14 protein-coding genes are annotated in these 15,172 nt (G+C 74.7%); 5 read left to right on the top strand and 9 right to left on the bottom strand.

What is annotated here, in order from left to right:
* Positions 1-6: 6 nt before the first annotated feature.
* Complete coding sequence (locus BM385_RS06890) at positions 7-819, top strand: SDR family oxidoreductase (RefSeq protein ID WP_093842466.1); 813 nt, start codon at positions 7-9, stop codon at positions 817-819.
* A 46-nt stretch (positions 820-865) separates the two neighbouring features.
* On the opposite strand, the gene BM385_RS06895 is transcribed toward BM385_RS06890, so the two are convergent.
* Positions 866-2,557: a DUF885 domain-containing protein gene (locus BM385_RS06895; RefSeq protein WP_019435468.1), complete on the bottom strand. Its 1,692-nt coding sequence runs from the start codon at positions 2,555-2,557 to the stop codon at positions 866-868.
* An 85-nt stretch (positions 2,558-2,642) separates the two neighbouring features.
* A complete protein-coding gene (locus BM385_RS06900; RefSeq protein ID WP_019435467.1) occupies positions 2,643-3,185 on the bottom strand; it encodes a GNAT family N-acetyltransferase in 543 nt (180 codons plus the stop codon).
* A gap of 160 nt (positions 3,186-3,345) precedes the next feature.
* Between BM385_RS06900 and sigJ the strand changes: the two genes are divergently transcribed.
* Positions 3,346-4,275, top strand: a complete 930-nt coding sequence (sigJ, locus tag BM385_RS06905; protein WP_093842467.1) for an RNA polymerase sigma factor SigJ — start codon at positions 3,346-3,348, stop codon at positions 4,273-4,275.
* Between the two features lie 33 nt (positions 4,276-4,308).
* Here sigJ and BM385_RS06910 read toward each other — a convergent pair whose 3' ends face one another.
* Entirely contained in the window at positions 4,309-5,058 is a 750-nt protein-coding gene (locus BM385_RS06910) for a glucose 1-dehydrogenase (protein ID WP_093842468.1), read from the bottom strand.
* A 129-nt stretch (positions 5,059-5,187) separates the two neighbouring features.
* Between BM385_RS06910 and BM385_RS06915 the strand changes: the two genes are divergently transcribed.
* Positions 5,188-5,928 (top strand): GntR family transcriptional regulator, encoded by a 741-nt coding sequence (locus BM385_RS06915; RefSeq protein WP_019435464.1) that lies wholly within the window; start codon positions 5,188-5,190, stop codon positions 5,926-5,928.
* A 163-nt stretch (positions 5,929-6,091) separates the two neighbouring features.
* Here the strand turns inward: BM385_RS06915 and BM385_RS06920 are convergent, their stop codons facing one another.
* The 6 genes from BM385_RS06920 to BM385_RS06945 form a co-directional block, all read right to left on the bottom strand.
* Complete coding sequence (locus BM385_RS06920; RefSeq protein ID WP_019435463.1) at positions 6,092-7,201, bottom strand: ROK family protein; 1,110 nt, start codon at positions 7,199-7,201, stop codon at positions 6,092-6,094.
* 50 nt (positions 7,202-7,251) lie between these two features.
* Positions 7,252-8,682, bottom strand: a complete 1,431-nt coding sequence (gene purB / locus BM385_RS06925) for an adenylosuccinate lyase (protein WP_093842469.1) — start codon at positions 8,680-8,682, stop codon at positions 7,252-7,254.
* An 11-nt stretch (positions 8,683-8,693) separates the two neighbouring features.
* On the bottom strand, positions 8,694-9,473 hold the full coding sequence (locus BM385_RS06930) for an SGNH/GDSL hydrolase family protein (RefSeq protein ID WP_019435461.1): 780 nt from the start codon (positions 9,471-9,473) through the stop codon (positions 8,694-8,696).
* Positions 9,474-9,492: 19 nt separating this feature from the next.
* A complete protein-coding gene (locus BM385_RS06935; RefSeq protein ID WP_019435460.1) occupies positions 9,493-10,524 on the bottom strand; it encodes a hemolysin family protein in 1,032 nt (343 codons plus the stop codon).
* On the bottom strand, positions 10,521-11,837 hold the full coding sequence (locus BM385_RS06940; protein WP_093842470.1) for a hemolysin family protein: 1,317 nt from the start codon (positions 11,835-11,837) through the stop codon (positions 10,521-10,523). Before BM385_RS06940 ends, BM385_RS06935 begins: the two co-directional genes overlap by 4 nt.
* Before the next feature lie 115 nt (positions 11,838-11,952).
* Entirely contained in the window at positions 11,953-12,687 is a 735-nt protein-coding gene (locus tag BM385_RS06945; protein ID WP_093842471.1) for a Mut7-C RNAse domain-containing protein, read from the bottom strand.
* Between the two features lie 81 nt (positions 12,688-12,768).
* Here BM385_RS06945 and BM385_RS06950 point away from each other — a divergent pair, with 81 nt between their 5' ends.
* A complete protein-coding gene (locus tag BM385_RS06950) occupies positions 12,769-13,422 on the top strand; it encodes a TetR/AcrR family transcriptional regulator (protein ID WP_019435457.1) in 654 nt (217 codons plus the stop codon).
* An 86-nt stretch (positions 13,423-13,508) separates the two neighbouring features.
* Positions 13,509-15,047 (top strand): MDR family MFS transporter, encoded by a 1,539-nt coding sequence (locus tag BM385_RS06955; protein ID WP_093842472.1) that lies wholly within the window; start codon positions 13,509-13,511, stop codon positions 15,045-15,047.
* The last annotated feature ends 125 nt before the right edge of the window (positions 15,048-15,172 follow it).

The raw sequence follows: 15,172 nt of genomic DNA on the forward strand, positions 1-15,172 counted from the left end.
GGGTCCATGACCGCACCTCATCCCCTGCGCGGACGCACCGCCCTGGTCACCGGCGCCAGCCGGCGGGCCGGCATCGGGTTCGCCACCGCCCGCCGGCTGGCGGCGCTCGGCGCGAGCGTCTATCTGCACCACCACACCCCGCACGACGCCGAACAGCCCTGGGGCGCCGACCCGGACGGGCCGGAGGCACTCGCCGCCGCCGTACGCGATCAGGCCGCGCCCGGCGCCGTCGTCGCGCACGGGCCGGGCGATCTCGCCGATCCCGCCGTGCCCGCCGCGCTGGTCGAGGAGGCGGCCGGTGCGCTCGGCGGCCGGCTGGACATCCTGATCGCCAATCAGGCCCTCAGCGGACACGACGGGCCGCTGGACGACCTCACCGCCGACATGCTGGACCGGCACTACCGGGTCAACACCCGGGCCTCCGTACTGCTGGTGCAGGCGTTCGCCCGCCGGCACGGTCAGGCCGGCCCCGACGCGCCGCCCGGCCGTATCGTCCTGATGACCTCGGGACAGGATCAGCGCGGCGGCATGCCCGGGCAGATCCCGTACGCCCTGTCCAAAGGCGCGCTCGCTTCCATCACCCGGAGCCTGGCCACCGACCTGGCCGCCCGGCGCATCACCGTCAACGCCGTCAACCCGGGCCCGGTCGACACCGGTTACCTCACCGGCGAGCACCACGCCGTCATCGCCGGGCTCTTCCCCGGCGGCCGGTGGGGCACGCCCGAGGACGCGGCCCGGCTCATCACCTGGCTCGCGAGTGACGACGCCGGCTGGGTCACCGGCGAGGTCATCAACTCCGAGGGCGGCTTCGCCCGCTGAGCGGCGGGGGCCGGGCGCCCGGCGCCCGGCCCCGCCACCGTACGGCTCACAGCGCGGACAGCTCCGCCTCCAGGTCGTCCAGGCCCAGCGAGCCCTGCGACAGCGCCGCCATGTGCCACTTCTTGGCGTCGAACGCGTCGCCGTGCGCCGCCCTGGCCGCCTCGCGCCCGCGCAGCCAGGCGCGTTCGCCCAGCTTGTAGCCGATCGCCTGCCCGGGCATGCCCAGGTAGCGCACCAGCTCGCTCTCCACGAAGTCCGCCGGGCGCCCGCTGTGCTGCCCGAAGAACTCCTGCGCCAGCTCCGGCGTCCACCGCTCGCCCGGGTGGAACGGCGAGTCCGCCGGGATCTCCAGCTCCAGGTGCATGCCGATGTCGATGATCACCCGCACCGCGCGCATCATCTGGCAGTCCAGGTAACCGAGCCGCCGCTCGGCGTTGTTCAGGAAGCCCAGTTCGTCCATCAGCCGCTCGGCGTACAGCGCCCAGCCCTCGGCGTTCGCCGACACCATGCCCACCGTGGTCTGGTAGCGCGACAGCTGGTCGGCGACGTGCGCCCACTGCGCCAGCTGGAGGTGGTGGCCGGGGACGCCCTCGTGGTACCAGGTGGAGACCAGGTCGTACACCGGGAAACGGGTCTCGCCCATGGTCGGCAGCCAGGTGCGGCCGGGCCGCGAGAAGTCCAGCGACGGGCTGGTGTAGTACGGTGCCGCCGCGCTGCCGGGCGGGGCGATCATCGACTCCACGCGCTTGACGCGGTCGGCCAGTTCGAAGTGGGTGCCGTCCAGCGCCTCGATGGCCTCGTCCATCAGCTCCTGGAGCCAGACCCGGATCTCCTCGACCCCCTCGACGGCCTCGCCCTCGGTGTCCAGGTGGCGCAGCGCCTCCCACGGGGTGGCGCCGGGCAGGATCTTGGCGGCCTCGGTTCGCATCTCCGCGTTCAGCCGGTGGAATTCGGACCAGCCGTACGCGTACGCCTCCTCCAGGTCCAGATCGGTGCCGTTCCAGTAGCGCACCCAGCGGGCGTAGCGCTCGCGGCCCACGATCTGCGGGGCGCCGGCCACGCCGGGGGAGTACGTACCGGCCAGCCACTCGCGCAGGTCCGTGATCGCCGCCGTGGCGGCCCGGGCGCCCTCGGTCAGCTCCGTGCGCAGCGCCTCGGGGCCCTCCGCCACGAACTGCGCGAACCAGCTCTTCTCCGCGCCGTCCGCGATCCACTCCTCCAACTGGCCGATGACCGTGGTCACCTGGCGCGGCCCGGCCGGCAGGCCGCGCTCCAGACCGGCGGCGAGCGCGGCCCGGTAGCTCTCCAGCGAGGCGGGGACGGCGGACAGCCGGCGCGCCACCCGCGCCCAGTCGTCCTCGGTCTCGGTCGGCATCAGCGAGAAGACGCTGCGCACGTCGTGCACGGGGGAGAACAGGTTGCTGACGGCCCGCAGATGCTCGTCCGCCTCGTGCACGGCGAGGTCGGCGGTCAGCCGCTCGCGCAGCAGCCGGGCGCAGCGCCGCTCGGCGTCGCTGTCCGCGCCGGGGCGGCTCTCCGCCTCGGTCAGCTCCCGCAGGGTGCGCCGGGCGAGGTCCGCGCGGGCCTCGTGTCCTTCGGGGGAGTAGTCGGGCAGCCGTTCGGCGCTCTCGGCGACCCCGAGGTAGGTACCGGTGATGGGGTCGAGCTCGACGAGGGCGTCGACGTAGGAGTCGGCGAGTGCGCGGGGCAGCACGGGGCTGGTGGTGTCTTCGGACATGCGCCCCATCCTGGTACCTGACCCCCCGTTCCGTCACTACCGTTGTGCGGGGTTGTTGCTGTTTGCGCCGGTCAGAGCGGTGCGGTCAGCGTACGGTGGCCGGGCCGAGCGGCGTGGGGAGCGGCCGGGAGGCCAGCGGGGCGGAGAGGACGACGGCGCCACCGTCCTCGTACCGGCCCACCGTCAGGCCCGCCGCGCGCAGCAGCCCGAGGACGCCGCGCTCGCCGCTGCCGCCCGGGATGGTCACCGCGTAGATCTCGGTGAACCCCGCGCCGGTCGCCACGGTGAGCAGCCGGCCCAGCAGGGCGGCGCCGACGCCGCGCCGCTGGCGGGCGTCCGGCACCAGCAGCGCCAGTTCCACCTCGTCGCCCTCGCCGTCCCACAGCAGTTGGCCGAGTCCGGCCAGCGCGCCGTCCCGGTCGCGGGCGGCCACGCTGTGCCCGAACCGGTGGCTGAGCAGGTGCGGCAGCAGCCGGTCGGCCTCCGCCCGGTCGGCCACCCCGTGGTAGCGCTCGCGCAGGGTGGCGGGCGAGCAGCGGGCGTGCATCTCCAGCGCGGCGGCGAGGTCGCCGGGCCCCACCGGGTCCACCGACCGGACGATGGTGCGCTGAAGTGAGGAGTCAGCCATGGAACCACTGTCCCTCCCCGGTGTTGCCCGGCCACGAACGTCCTGTGACCGCGGGGTTAAGGATGCTTCGGTGGTAAATGCGGCCTTCGCTCGGCCGGGCCCCCATGCCATGCTCCGAGCGTAACCCGGTGCGCGCGCGTTTCCCGCGTACCGGGATGGGATGCTGGCCGGCGTGGAAGAGGACGCGCTGGAGATCTTCGAGGAGCACCGCGGCCTGCTGTTCGGCGTGGCCTACCGCATGCTGGGCGCCGTCGCCGACGCCGAGGACATCGTGCAGGAGACCTGGCTGCGCTGGTCGGGTGCCCGGGGCGAGGAGGTGCGACACCCGCGCGCCTATCTGGTGCGGATCACCACCCGGCTGGCGGTGGAGCGGCTGCACCGGCTGCGCGAGGCGCGCGAGACCTATCCGGGCAACTGGCTGCCGGAGCCGCTGCCCACCGCGTACGCCACGGTCCCGGCCGGTGCGCCCGGCGCCGCGGAGGCGGGGGACGCGGCGGCGCCGGCGCTGCGCGCGGAGTCGGTGTCGCTGGCGGTGCTGGTGGTGCTGGAATCGCTCAGCCCGCTGGAGCGCGCGGTGTTCGTGCTGCGGGAGGCGTTCGGGTTTCCGTACCGGGAGATCGCCGAGGTGCTGGGGCGCGGTGAGGCGGCGGTACGGCAGCTGGCGGGGCGGGCGCGGCAGCATGTCGCGGAGCGGCGGCCCCGGTTCACGGTGGACCCGGTGCAGCGGCGGGATCTGACGGAACGTTTCCTCGCGGCGGCCACCCAGGGCGATCTGGACGGGCTGCTGGCGCTGCTGGCCACCGGGGTGCAGGTGGTCGGCGACGGGGGCGGCCGGGGCAAGGCGCCGCTGCGGGTCATCGCGGACGCGCGCAAGGCCGGCCGGTTCTTCACCGGGATCGCGGGGCGGGCGCCCGCGGAGTTCGCGATCCGGCCGGTGGAACTGAACGGCGGTCCGGCGTTGCTGATCACCAGCGGGGGAGTACCGCACTCGGTGTTCCAGCTGGAGGTCGCGGACGGGCTGGTGCAGCGCGTCTATCTCCAGGCGAACCCGGACAAGCTGCGGCACCTGGCGGTCCCGGCCGGGGCCTGAACCACCGGCCCCGGCCACCGCCCCCGGCGGGTCTCAGAGCCCGCCGGAGACCCGCAGGACGGCGCCGGTGGTGTAGGACGCCTCGTCCGACAGCAGCCAGGCGACGGCGCCCGCCACCTCCTCCGGCTCCCCGGGGCGGCCCATCGGCACCCGGTCGGCCTTGCGCCAGGGTCGCTGCGGGTCGCCCATGGCGGCGTGCATGTCGGTGAGGATCATGCCGGGCTGCACGGAGTTGACCCGCACCCCGTCCGGGGCCAGTTCCTTGGCCAGGCCGACCGCCAGGGTGTCCACGGCGGCCTTGGTCGCCGCGTAGTGGACGTACTCGCCGGGGCTGCCGAGGGTGGCGGCGCCCGAGGAGATGGTGACGACGGCGCCGCCCGCGCCGCCGTGGCGGGTGGACATGTCGCGGGCCGCGCGCCGGGCGCACCACAGGGTGCCCAGCACATTGACCTCCACGACCCGGCGCATCACCTCGGGGTCGGTCTCGGTGAAGCGGCCGAGCGGTCCGGTGATCGCGGCGTTGCACACCACCCCGGTGACCGGGCCGAACGTCTCGGCGGCGGTGTCGAAGAGCCGGTCGACCTGTGCGGGTTCCGCGGTGTCGAGACGGACGGTGTGGGCGCGGGCGCCGGCCTCGCGGACCCGGACCGCGGTGGCCTCGGCGGCCTCGGTGTCGCGTGCGTAGCCGATGACCACGTGGTGGCCGGCCCGGGCGAGGCGCACGGCGATGGCGGCGCCGATGCCCCGGCCGCCTCCGGTGACGACGGTGACGTGCTGTTTCATACCCCGACTGTATCGAGGTACCTCGGTACCGTGCCTGGTGTATTGGTCTTGACCAAGTCGGCACTCCGGCCTAGGGTCCGGGCATATACGCAACAACCTTTCATAATCGCGCGGTTCGGGGAGGCGGCAGTGGACACCAGGGACTGGCGGCGGGAGCCGGAGCCCAAGTACTGGCACCTGCGCACGCTGCTCACCGAAGCGCTGGACACCGAGTTCTCGGTGGGCGAGGTCCTGCCCAACGAACGTGCGCTGGCGGCCCGTTACGGCGTCGCCCGGGCCACGCTGCGCCAGGCGCTGGAACAGCTGGAGCTGGAGGGCCGCCTCCAGCGCCGCCGGGGCGTGGGCACCACCGTGGCCCCGCCGCGCGTCGGGGTGGACCTCAGCCCCTCGCAGCACGCGTGGCCCGGCCGGCCCGGCGACCCCTGGACCGTCACCGCCGCCGCGCCCGCGCCGCCGCCGCCCGCCGTGGCCCGGCTGCTCGACCTGCCGTCCGGCGCGACCGTGGAGATCATCCACCGCACCCTGACGACCCATGGCCGCCCGGTGGCCACCGAGGAGCTGTACGTACCCGGCGCCGTCTCCCCGCCCGCGCCCGCCGACCCGGCCGAAGGCCCCGAGCGCGCCCGGCGGTTGCTGCGGCTGCTCCAGGAGTGCGAGCCGGCCGGCCAGGACCGCACCGTCGAACTCGGCGCCGCCACGGCCGAGACCGCCCACCGCCTCGACCGGCTCCCGGGATCCCCCGTCCTGCTGGTCACCACCCGCTACCTCACGGCCGGCCGTACCGCCGCCGCCTCCGTGGCCACCTACCGGGCCGACACCTGCCGGCTCACCTTCGCCAACCAGCCGGCCCTCACCGCGCTCACCGGCTGACCCGGCCCGCCCCCGGCGGCCGGACCGGCCGCTCACCACCGGGGCGGCCTGCCACCGGTGGGCCGGTCCGCTCTCCGGCTGACCCGCCCCGTGCCGACCACCCGGCGCGGCCTGCCCCCGCCCCGGCCCGTGCTCACCACCGGACGGCCCCCGGCCCGTGCCCTCAGCCGCCGGCCGGCGCACGCACCGCGAACATCTCCGCCTCCACCCGGTCCAGCGCCAGCCGCAGCGCCCCCGTCGCGATCGCCTCCGCGCCCAGCTCCGACACCGCCACCCGGGGCGTGCGCAGACAGTACCGGGACAGCTCCCGCGCCAGCGGCCCCGCCACCCCCTCAAGACCCGACGCCCAGCCGCCCACCACCACCAGCTCCGGGTCCAGTGCCAGCACCAGCGCCGTCACATCGTGGGTCAGCCGCTCCACATAACGCTGCACCGCGGCCCCCGCGCGCGCCTCCCCGCCCCGCGCCCGCTCCAGCACCCGGCCCACCGCGGCCTCGTCCAGCGCCGCCAGCGGCCGGTCCCCGTCCGGCGACAGCAGCCGCTCCGGCGCCGCCCCCCGGCCCAGCAGATGCAACGCCCCGATCTCCCCGGCCGCCCCGCCGAACCCCCGGTGCACCCGGCCCCCGATCAGCGACCCGGCACCCGGCGACAGCCCGGCCAGCACCATCACCACATCGTCACAGCCCGCCGCCGCGCCCCGCCAGCGCTCACCCACCGCCGCCGCGTTCGCGTCGTTCTCCACCAGCACCGGCGCCCCCAGCGCCGACCCGAGCCGCTCCCCGAGCGGCAGCCCCGTCCACCCCGGCAGCGCCGCGCACAGCCGCACCGAACCGTCCGCCGCCATGATCCCCGGCGAGCCCACCCCGACCGCCCGCACCCCGTCCGGCGGCACCCCCGAGGCCATCAGCGCCGTCCGCGCCGCCCCGGCCACCAGCGCCAGCCGCTCCTCGGCCGGCGCGTCGGCCGCCACCGTCCGCACCGCGGACCCCACCCGCCGGCCGGCCAGATCGGCCACCAGCACCGTCACCCGCAGCGCGCCGATCTCCACCCCCAGCAGATGACCGGCCTCCGCCCGGAACCGGAACCGGCGGGCCGGGCGCCCCACCCGGGGCGCCCGCGCCGCACCACCCGCCACGGCCGCGTACCCGGCGCCGAGCAGCGACTCCACCACCTGCTCCACGGTGGGCCGCGACAGCCCGGTGACCGCCGCCAGCTCGGCCACCGACGGGCTCTCGCCCAGCTCGCCGGCCGAGCGCAGCGCCCGCAGCACCACCGCGGAATTGATCCTCCGCAGCAGGGACGGATCCCCGCCCTCCCACGAGGTCAGAGAATCGCCCCCGGCGTGTACGCGGCAGCCTTCGGGTACCGCTTCACCACCTCCTCGACCGCTGCCACCACGGCGGCCACCTGCTCCCCGGCCGCGCCGGTGAACGACAGCCGGTCCGCCATCAGGGCGGCCAGCTCGGCCGCGCCCAGCGGGATCCGGTCGTCGGCCGCCAGCCGCTCCAGCAGCTCGTTGCGCTCGGCGCCCTCCCGCAGCCGCAGCGCCGACGCCACCGCGTGCTCCTTGATCACCTCGTGCGCCGTCTCCCGGCCCACCCCGGCCCGCACCGCCGCCATCAGCACCTTCGTGGTCGCCAGGAACGGCAGGAACCGGTCCAGCTCCCGGGCCACCACCGGCTCGAACGCCCCGAACTCCTCCAGCACGGTCAGGAACGTCTCCACCAGCCCGTCGAACGCGAAGAACGCGTCCGGCAGCGCCACCCGGCGCACCACCGAGCAGGACACGTCGCCCTCGTTCCACTGGTCGCCCGCCAGCTCGCCCACCATCGAGGCGTGGCCGCGCAGGATGACCGCGAGCCCGTTCACCCGCTCGCACGAGCGGGTGTTCATCTTGTGCGGCATCGCCGAGGAACCGACCTGCCCCGGCTGGAACCCCTCGGTCACCAGCTCCTGGCCCGCCATCAGCCGGATCGTCTTCGCCAGCGACGACGGCGCCGCCGCCAGCTGCACCAGCGCCGACACCACCTCGTAGTCCAGCGACCGCGGATACACCTGGCCCACCGAGGTCAGCGCCCGCGCGAAGCCGAGGTGGCCCGCGATCCGCTCCTCCAGCTCCGCCAGCCGGGCCGGCTCCCCGCCCAGCAGGTCCAGCATGTCCTGCGAGGTGCCGACCGGGCCCTTGATGCCGCGCAGCGGATAGCGCGCCAGCAGCTCCTCCACCCGGCCGAACGCCACCAGCAGCTCGTCCGCGCCGGTCGCGAACCGCTTGCCCAGCGTGGTGGCCTGCGCCGCCACGTTGTGCGACCGCCCGGCCATCACCAGACCGGTGTACGTGCCGGCCAGCCGGCCGAGCCGGTCCAGCAGCGCCACCGTGCGGTCGCGCACCAGCTCCAGCGACAGCCGGATCTGCAACTGCTCGACGTTCTCGGTCAGATCCCGCGAGGTCATGCCCTTGTGGATCTGCTCGTGCCCGGCCAGCGCGTTGAACTCCTCGATCCGCGCCTTCACATCGTGCCGGGTCACCCGCTCGCGCTCGGCGATCGACGCCAGGTCGACCCGCTCCAGCACCCGCTCGTAGTCGGCGATCGCCTCCTCGGGGACCGCCACCCCCAGATCGCGCTGGGCGCGCAGCACCGCCAGCCACAGGCGGCGCTCCAGCACCACCTTGTACTCGGGGGACCACAGCCGGGCCAGCTCCGCCGAGGCGTAGCGGCCGGCCAGGACATTCGGAATGCGGGGCTTGTCTGTCACGCCACCGGATTCTACGGCGGGCTCAGCTCGGGCCTCTTCGGCGCCCGCCCGTCCCCCGAGGAGCGGCCCGTCAGCCGCCGCCCGATCCACGGCAGCAGATGCTCGCGCGCGAACCGGACGTCCGCCCCGATCCGCCGCGCGAACCGCACCGGCGCCGCCGGGGGCAGCGGCGCGTCCCAGTCGAAGGCCGGCGCGTATCCGAGGCGCTGCCAGACCGCCTCCGCCACCCGCCGGTGGCCCTCCGCGGTCAGATGCAGCCGGTCGTCCGCCCACATCCGCTGGTCGCTCAGCGCCGCCGAGGCGTACAGATCGACCACCACCACCCCGGGGTGCCGGGCCGCCAGCGCGTCGATGTGCGCGTACAGCTCCTCCATCCGGCCCCGGTACCGCTCCAGGACGGGCCCGGTGCGGCCCGGCGAGCGCATCAGCACCAGCGTGCCGCAGGCGGGGGCCAGCCGCTCGACCGCCTCCTCCAGCAGCGCGCACACCCGGGGCAGATCGCAGCGCGGGCGCAGCACGTCGTTGAGCCCGCCGACCAGCGAGACCAGATCGGCGCCCATCGCGGCGGCGGCCGGCACCTGGTCGCCGGTGATCTGGCCGATCAGCTTGCCGCGCACCGCCAGATTGGCGTACCGGAACTCCGGCACCCGCTCGGCCAGCCGCCCCGCCAGCAGATCCGCCCAGCCCCGGTAGGAGCCGTCCGGCAGCGTGTCCGACATGCCCTCGGTGAACGAGTCGCCCAGGGCGACAAAACTGCGCACGGGCCGGCCGCCCGCACGCTCCGGTTCCATGGCAATCACCCGCCCGATGCTAGCGGGGCCGGCCGGCGGCGCCGGGCGTGCCCACCAGCTCGCGCAGCACGTCCTCCATCGTCACCACGCCGGTGGGCCGCCCGTCAGGGCCCATCACCGCCGCCAGATGGGTCGCCCCGCCGCGCATCGCGGTCAGCACCTCGTCCAGCGGCGTGCCCGCCCCGACCCGGGCGATCGGCCGCAGCGCCGACAGCGCGAACGGGGCTTCGGGGCGGGCGGCGTTCAGCGCGTCCTTGACGTGCAGGTAGCCGAGCACCGTGCCGCGCTCGTCCTGCACCGGGAAGCGCGAGTAGCCGGTGCGGGCCGACAGCGCCTCCAGCGCGTGCGGGGTGACGCCGACCCGGGCGGTGACCACCGCGCCGCGCGGGCGCATCACCTCGCCCACCGGCCGCCGCGCCAGCCGCAACGCGTCCCGCAGCCGGCCGGTGGCCCGCTCGTCCAGCAGCCCGGCCGCGCCCGAGTCGGTGACGATCCGGTCCAGCTCCTCGTCCGAGAAGACCGCCGTCACCTCGTCCCGGGGGGTGACCCGCAGCAGCCGCAGCAGGGCGCTCGCCAGCTCGTTGATCGCCCGCACCAGCGGGGACAGCGCCCGGGACAGGGCCAGCAGCGGCGGGCCGAGCAGCAGCGCGCAGCGCAGCGGGGTGGCCAGCGCGATGTTCTTGGGCACCATCTCGCCCAGCAGCATGTGCAGATAGGTGGCCACCGACAGCGCCACCACGAACGCGATCGGGTGGACCGCTCCGTGCGGCACGCCCACTGCGTCCAGCGGCGGCTCCAGCAGATGCGCTATCGCCGGCTCGGCGACGATGCCCAGCACCAGCGTGGTCAAGGTGATGCCCAGCTGGGCGGTGGCCATCAGCAGCGACAGGTGCTGGAGCGCCTCCAGGACGCGGCGGGCCCGCGGGTCGCCCTGCTCGGCGAGCGGTTCGACCTGGCTGCGGCGCACCGAGATCAGACAGAACTCGCCGAACACGAAGAACGCGTTCAGGGCGATCATCAGCAGCCCGGTCAGCAGTTGCAGCGCGATCATCGGGCCTCCTCGGCGTCGGGCGCGGGCGCGGGGGCGGTGAGCCGGACCCGGACCGCCCGGTGGTGGTCGGTGCGCAGCGCCGCCAGTTCCCAGCCGCCGGTCCGCACCCGGTCGCCCGCGGCCGGGATGCGCCCCAGGTCGGTGGCGATGAAGCCGGCCAGCGTCTCGTACGGGCCCTCCGGCAGCTGGAGCCCGATCACCTGGAGCTGGTCGCGGCGCACCGCCCCGTCCGCCTCGTACACGCCCGGGCCCAGCGGCAGCAGGTCGGGTGCCTGCCGCGGGTCGTGCTCGTCGCGGACGCTGCCGACGATCTCCTCGATGATGTCCTCGAAGGTGAGCACCCCGGCGGTGCCGCCGTACTCGTCGATGACCACCGCCATCGGCCGTTCGTCCGTCAGCTCCTCCAGCAGCCGGTCGGCGGGGAAGGAGTCGGGGACGAGCAGGGGTTCGCGCAGCAGTTCGCGCACCGATGTCGCCGCCCACCGGTCGTCCGGCACCGCGAGCACGTCCTTCAGACGTACCGTGCCGCGCACCGCGTCCAGGCCGCCCTCGCAGACCGGGAACCGGGACAGGCCGGTGGCGCGGACGGCGTCGGCGACGTCCTGGAGGGTGGCGTCGGTCTCCAGCGCGGCGACCCGGACCCGGGGCGTCATGATGGATTGCGCCGTCAGCCCGGACAGCTGGATCGAGCGGACGAACAGGTCGGCGGTGTCGGCGGCGAGGGTGCCCTCCTCGGCGGAGTGCCGCGCCATGGCGACCAGTTCCTGCGGGGAGCGGGCGGAGGCCAGCTCCTCGGTGGGTTCCAGGCCCAGCCGCAGCAGGACCCGGTTGGCGGTGTTGTTGAGATGGCGGATGAACGGCCGGAACAGCGAGGAGAACCCGCGCTGGAGGGGGGCCACCCGGCGGGCGACGGGCAGCGGGGAGGAGATCGCCCAGTTCTTCGGCACCAGTTCCCCGATGACCATGAGCACCACGGTGGACACCGCGGTGCCCAGGACGAGCGCGAGGGAGCCGGCCGCGGAGCCGGGCACCCCGGCCGCGCGCAGCGGGCCGGCCAGCAGGGCGGCGACGGACGGCTCGGCGAGCATGCCGATCACCAGACTGGTGAGGGTGATGCCCAGTTGCGCGCCGGAGAGCTGGAAGGTGAGCGACCGGACGGCGGCCAGCGCCCCGGGGGCGCCGGGCACGCCGCGCTCGACGGCGTCCTCCAGGGCCGAACGCTCCACCGTGGTGAGGGAGAACTCGGCGGCCACGAACACCCCGCAGGCCAGGGTGAGCACGAGGGCGACGCCCAGCAGCAGAACCTCGGTCACGACACCACCGTCCTGACGGAAGGGGACAGGGCGCCCCACTGTACGAGTCCGGCGGGGCCGCGGCGGGGAGGTGACGCGCGCCCCGCGCCGGGCCGCGCTGCTCCCCGCGCCCGGCTCAGCGGGGGCGGTCGCCGAATTCGGCGAGGGCCCCGGCCACGATGGTCTCCAGATGGTCGGAGTGCGCGCCGCGCCAGTACACCCGGTCGCAGCGCGTGCAGCGGGCGAACACGTCGTAGGTGCGCCGGGTGCCGCCGTCGAGACCGGCGGCCACCTCGTCCTTGCCGACGCTCTCCAGCTCGCCGTTGCAGGCCGTGCACCGGGTCCACGGAGCCAGCGGCGGGGCGAACCGGCCCAGGACGTCGCGCAGCTGCTCGTCGGGCCGGTCGCTGTAGACGAACCCGCCGGCCCAGATCTCCCGGCGGCGCAGCAGGCCCCGGTCGCGGGAGAGCAGCACCCGGCGCTCGGCGGCGGAGCGGGCGGCCAGGGCGGGGTCGCCGATGTCCTCGCTCTCGTACGCCGCGTCCACGCCCAGCAGCCGCAGCCGGCGGGCGAGGGTGCCGAGGTGCACGTCCAGCAGGAAGCGCAACGGGGCGCCCGGCACCCGCTGCGGGCGGGTCACGGCCGCCACCTCGACGCTCTCGCCGCCCCGCGGCACGTAGGAGAACGCCACCGGACGGCCGTCGGCGGTCAGCGCCCCGACCTCGGTGAGCGGGGTGCCGCAGGACTCCACCACATGGCCGAGCGTGGACACCCCGTCCACGGCCGCCACCGCCCCTTCCGTGCGGCGGCGCGCGGAGAGCAGTGGATGGAGTTCGGGGGCGAAGCGGATCCGGATCTCGGGTGGGTGCACGCGCCCAGCATCGCACCGGGGCGGGCGGCGGCACCGGAAATTAATTTTGCACAGTCTGCACTTTTGCATACCCTGCAAGGTGTGCCGAGTGACATCCGACCCCAGGGCCTGCGGGACCGCAAGAAGCGGGCCACCCACCGCGCCCTCACCGAGGCGGCCCTGAGGCTCGCCGCCGAGCACGGCGCCGAGCACGTCACCGTCGAGGCGATCAGCGAAGCGGCCGGGGTCTCGCCGCGCACCTTCTTCAACTACTTCGACAACCGGGACGAGGCGTTCGTCATGGTCGACGCCGACGTCGCCGAACGGGTACGGCGGGCGGTGCGCGACGCACCGCCCGACCTGCCCCCGCTGCGGGCCGTCGCCGACGCCTACGCGGCCGAGCTGCCCGAACAGGGACCGGACCACGAGCTGTGGGAGCTGCGCGCCGAGGTGCTGCGCCGCTCGCCCGACCTGCTGGCCCGTACCCTGGGCGTGCACCAGGCCGACGAGGAGGCCCTGGCCCGCACCATCGCCGCACGGCTCGCCGCCACCGGCTGCGCCGATCCCGGCACCTACCCCAGACTGCTGGCCGCCGTGGCCAACACGGCGACCCGGGTCGCCGTGGAGCACTGGAGCGCCGGCGGCCGGGAGCAGTCCCTGATCCGGATCTTCCGGGACGTCATGGGACAGCTCGCCGCCGGCCTGCCGGCCCCCGCCGTCACCACCGCCCCGGCCACCAGCCGCGCCGGATCCTGAGGATCCGGCCGCTCCACTTCACTCCGTACACCGAGAAGGACATCGTGACAGTCGCGACCGAGGCACCCGAGGAAACACCGGGTGCCATGACCAACCGCCAGATACTCCAGGCGATGTCCGGCCTGATGGCCGGCATGTTCGTCGCCATCCTGGCCGGCACGGTGGTGGCCAACGCGCTGCCCCGCATCATCACCGACCTCAACGCCAGCCAGTCCTCGTACACCTGGGTCATCACCGCCGAACTGCTGGCGATGACCGCCACCGTCCCGCTGTGGGGCAAGCTCTCCGACCTCTACAACAAGAAGCTGCTGCTCCAGCTCTCCCTCGGGCTGTTCCTGGTCGGCTCGCTGCTGGCGGGCTTCTCGAACGGTGTCGGACTGCTGATCTTCAGCCGGGTCATCCAGGGCATCGGCGCCGGCGGGCTCACCGCCCTGGTGCAGATCGTGATGGCCGCCGTCATCCCGCCGCGCCGGCTCGGCAAGTACGCCGGCATCTTCGGCGCCGTCTTCGCGGTCGGCACCGTCGCCGGGCCGCTCATCGGCGGCGTCCTGGTGGACACCTCCTGGCTCGGCTGGCGCTGGTGCTTCTTCATCGGTGTGCCGTTCGCGCTCGCCGCGATCGTCATCCTCCAGCGCACCCTGACCCTGCCCACCGTGCGCCGCGAGGTCAAGATCGACTACCTGGGCGCCGGCCTCATCGTCGCCGGGGTGTGCGCGCTGCTGATCTGGACGACCATGGCGGGCTCCCAGTTCGACTGGGCCTCCTGGCAGACCGCCGCCCTCACCGGCACCGGCGTGGTCCTGCTGGGCCTGGCCGTCCTGGTGGAATCCCGGGTGCCGGAACCGGTCATCCCGCTGACGATCTTCCGCAACCGCACCGTCACCCTGACCACCGTCGCCAGCTTCCTGGTCGGCCTGGCCATGTTCGGCGGCACCGTCTTCCTGTCCCAGTACTTCCAGATCGCCCTCGGCAAGTCCCCGACCGTCGCCGGGCTGATGAGCCTGCCGATGATCGGCGGTCTGCTGGTCTCCTCCACCGTCGCCGGACAGATCATCTCCGCCACCGGGCGGTGGAAGATCTACCTGGTCGCCGGCGGTGTCACCATGACCGCGGGGCTCGGCCTGCTCGCCACCATCAGTGCGGACACCGGCTTCGGCCTGCTCAGCCTCTACATGGCGCTGCTGGGCATCGGCGTCGGCCTGCTGATGCAGAACCTGGTGCTCGCCGCCCAGAACGACGTGCCCGCCGCCGAACTGGGCAGCGCCACCTCCGTGCTGTCCTTCTTCCGCAGCATGGGCGGCACCATCGGCACCTCCGTCCTCGGCGCGGTGCTCGCCAACCGGGTCGCCAGCCAGCTCGGCGGCTTCGACGCCGGCGGCGGCGACGCGCACGCGGTGCCGGACATCTCCCAGCTGCCCGACGAGGCCCGCGAACTGGTCCAGGGCGCCTACGGCTCGGCGACCGGCGATCTCTTCCTGATCGCCACCCCGTTCGCCGTCCTGGCGCTGATCACGGTGCTCTTCATCAAGGAGAAGGCCCTGAAGACCACCAACGCCACCCAGCGGCTCGCCGAGGAGGCCCAGCGGGAGGAGGCGGCCAAGGACGCCGCCCCCACCGCCGGCTGACCACCCCGGCACCCGGCCCGCCGCGCCCGGCCCCCCTACCCCGGGGCCGGGCGCGGCGCCGTACCACCGGTAGTCCCCACCCGGTCGGTGGCGCGCCCCGGGAGCTGTGCATCATGGGACGCCCA

It is taken from the genome of Streptomyces harbinensis (assembly GCF_900116145.1).
Classification (GTDB): domain Bacteria; phylum Actinomycetota; class Actinomycetes; order Streptomycetales; family Streptomycetaceae; genus Streptomyces; species Streptomyces carpaticus.

What these genes read in the sequence shown, in the direction of transcription:
- BM385_RS06890 (WP_093842466.1), top strand. Translation starts at nt 7, where the DNA reads ATGACCGCACCTCATCCCCTGCGCGGACGCACCGCCCTGGTCACCGGC.
- BM385_RS06895 (WP_019435468.1), bottom strand. Translation starts at nt 2,557, where the DNA reads ATGTCCGAAGACACCACCAGCCCCGTGCTGCCCCGCGCACTCGCCGAC.
- BM385_RS06900 (WP_019435467.1), bottom strand. Translation starts at nt 3,185, where the DNA reads ATGGCTGACTCCTCACTTCAGCGCACCATCGTCCGGTCGGTGGACCCG.
- sigJ (WP_093842467.1), top strand. Translation starts at nt 3,346, where the DNA reads ATGCTGGCCGGCGTGGAAGAGGACGCGCTGGAGATCTTCGAGGAGCAC.
- BM385_RS06910 (WP_093842468.1), bottom strand. Translation starts at nt 5,058, where the DNA reads ATGAAACAGCACGTCACCGTCGTCACCGGAGGCGGCCGGGGCATCGGC.
- BM385_RS06930 (WP_019435461.1), bottom strand. Translation starts at nt 9,473, where the DNA reads ATGGAACCGGAGCGTGCGGGCGGCCGGCCCGTGCGCAGTTTTGTCGCC.
- BM385_RS06935 (WP_019435460.1), bottom strand. Translation starts at nt 10,524, where the DNA reads ATGATCGCGCTGCAACTGCTGACCGGGCTGCTGATGATCGCCCTGAAC.
- BM385_RS06955 (WP_093842472.1), top strand. Translation starts at nt 13,509, where the DNA reads ATGACCAACCGCCAGATACTCCAGGCGATGTCCGGCCTGATGGCCGGC.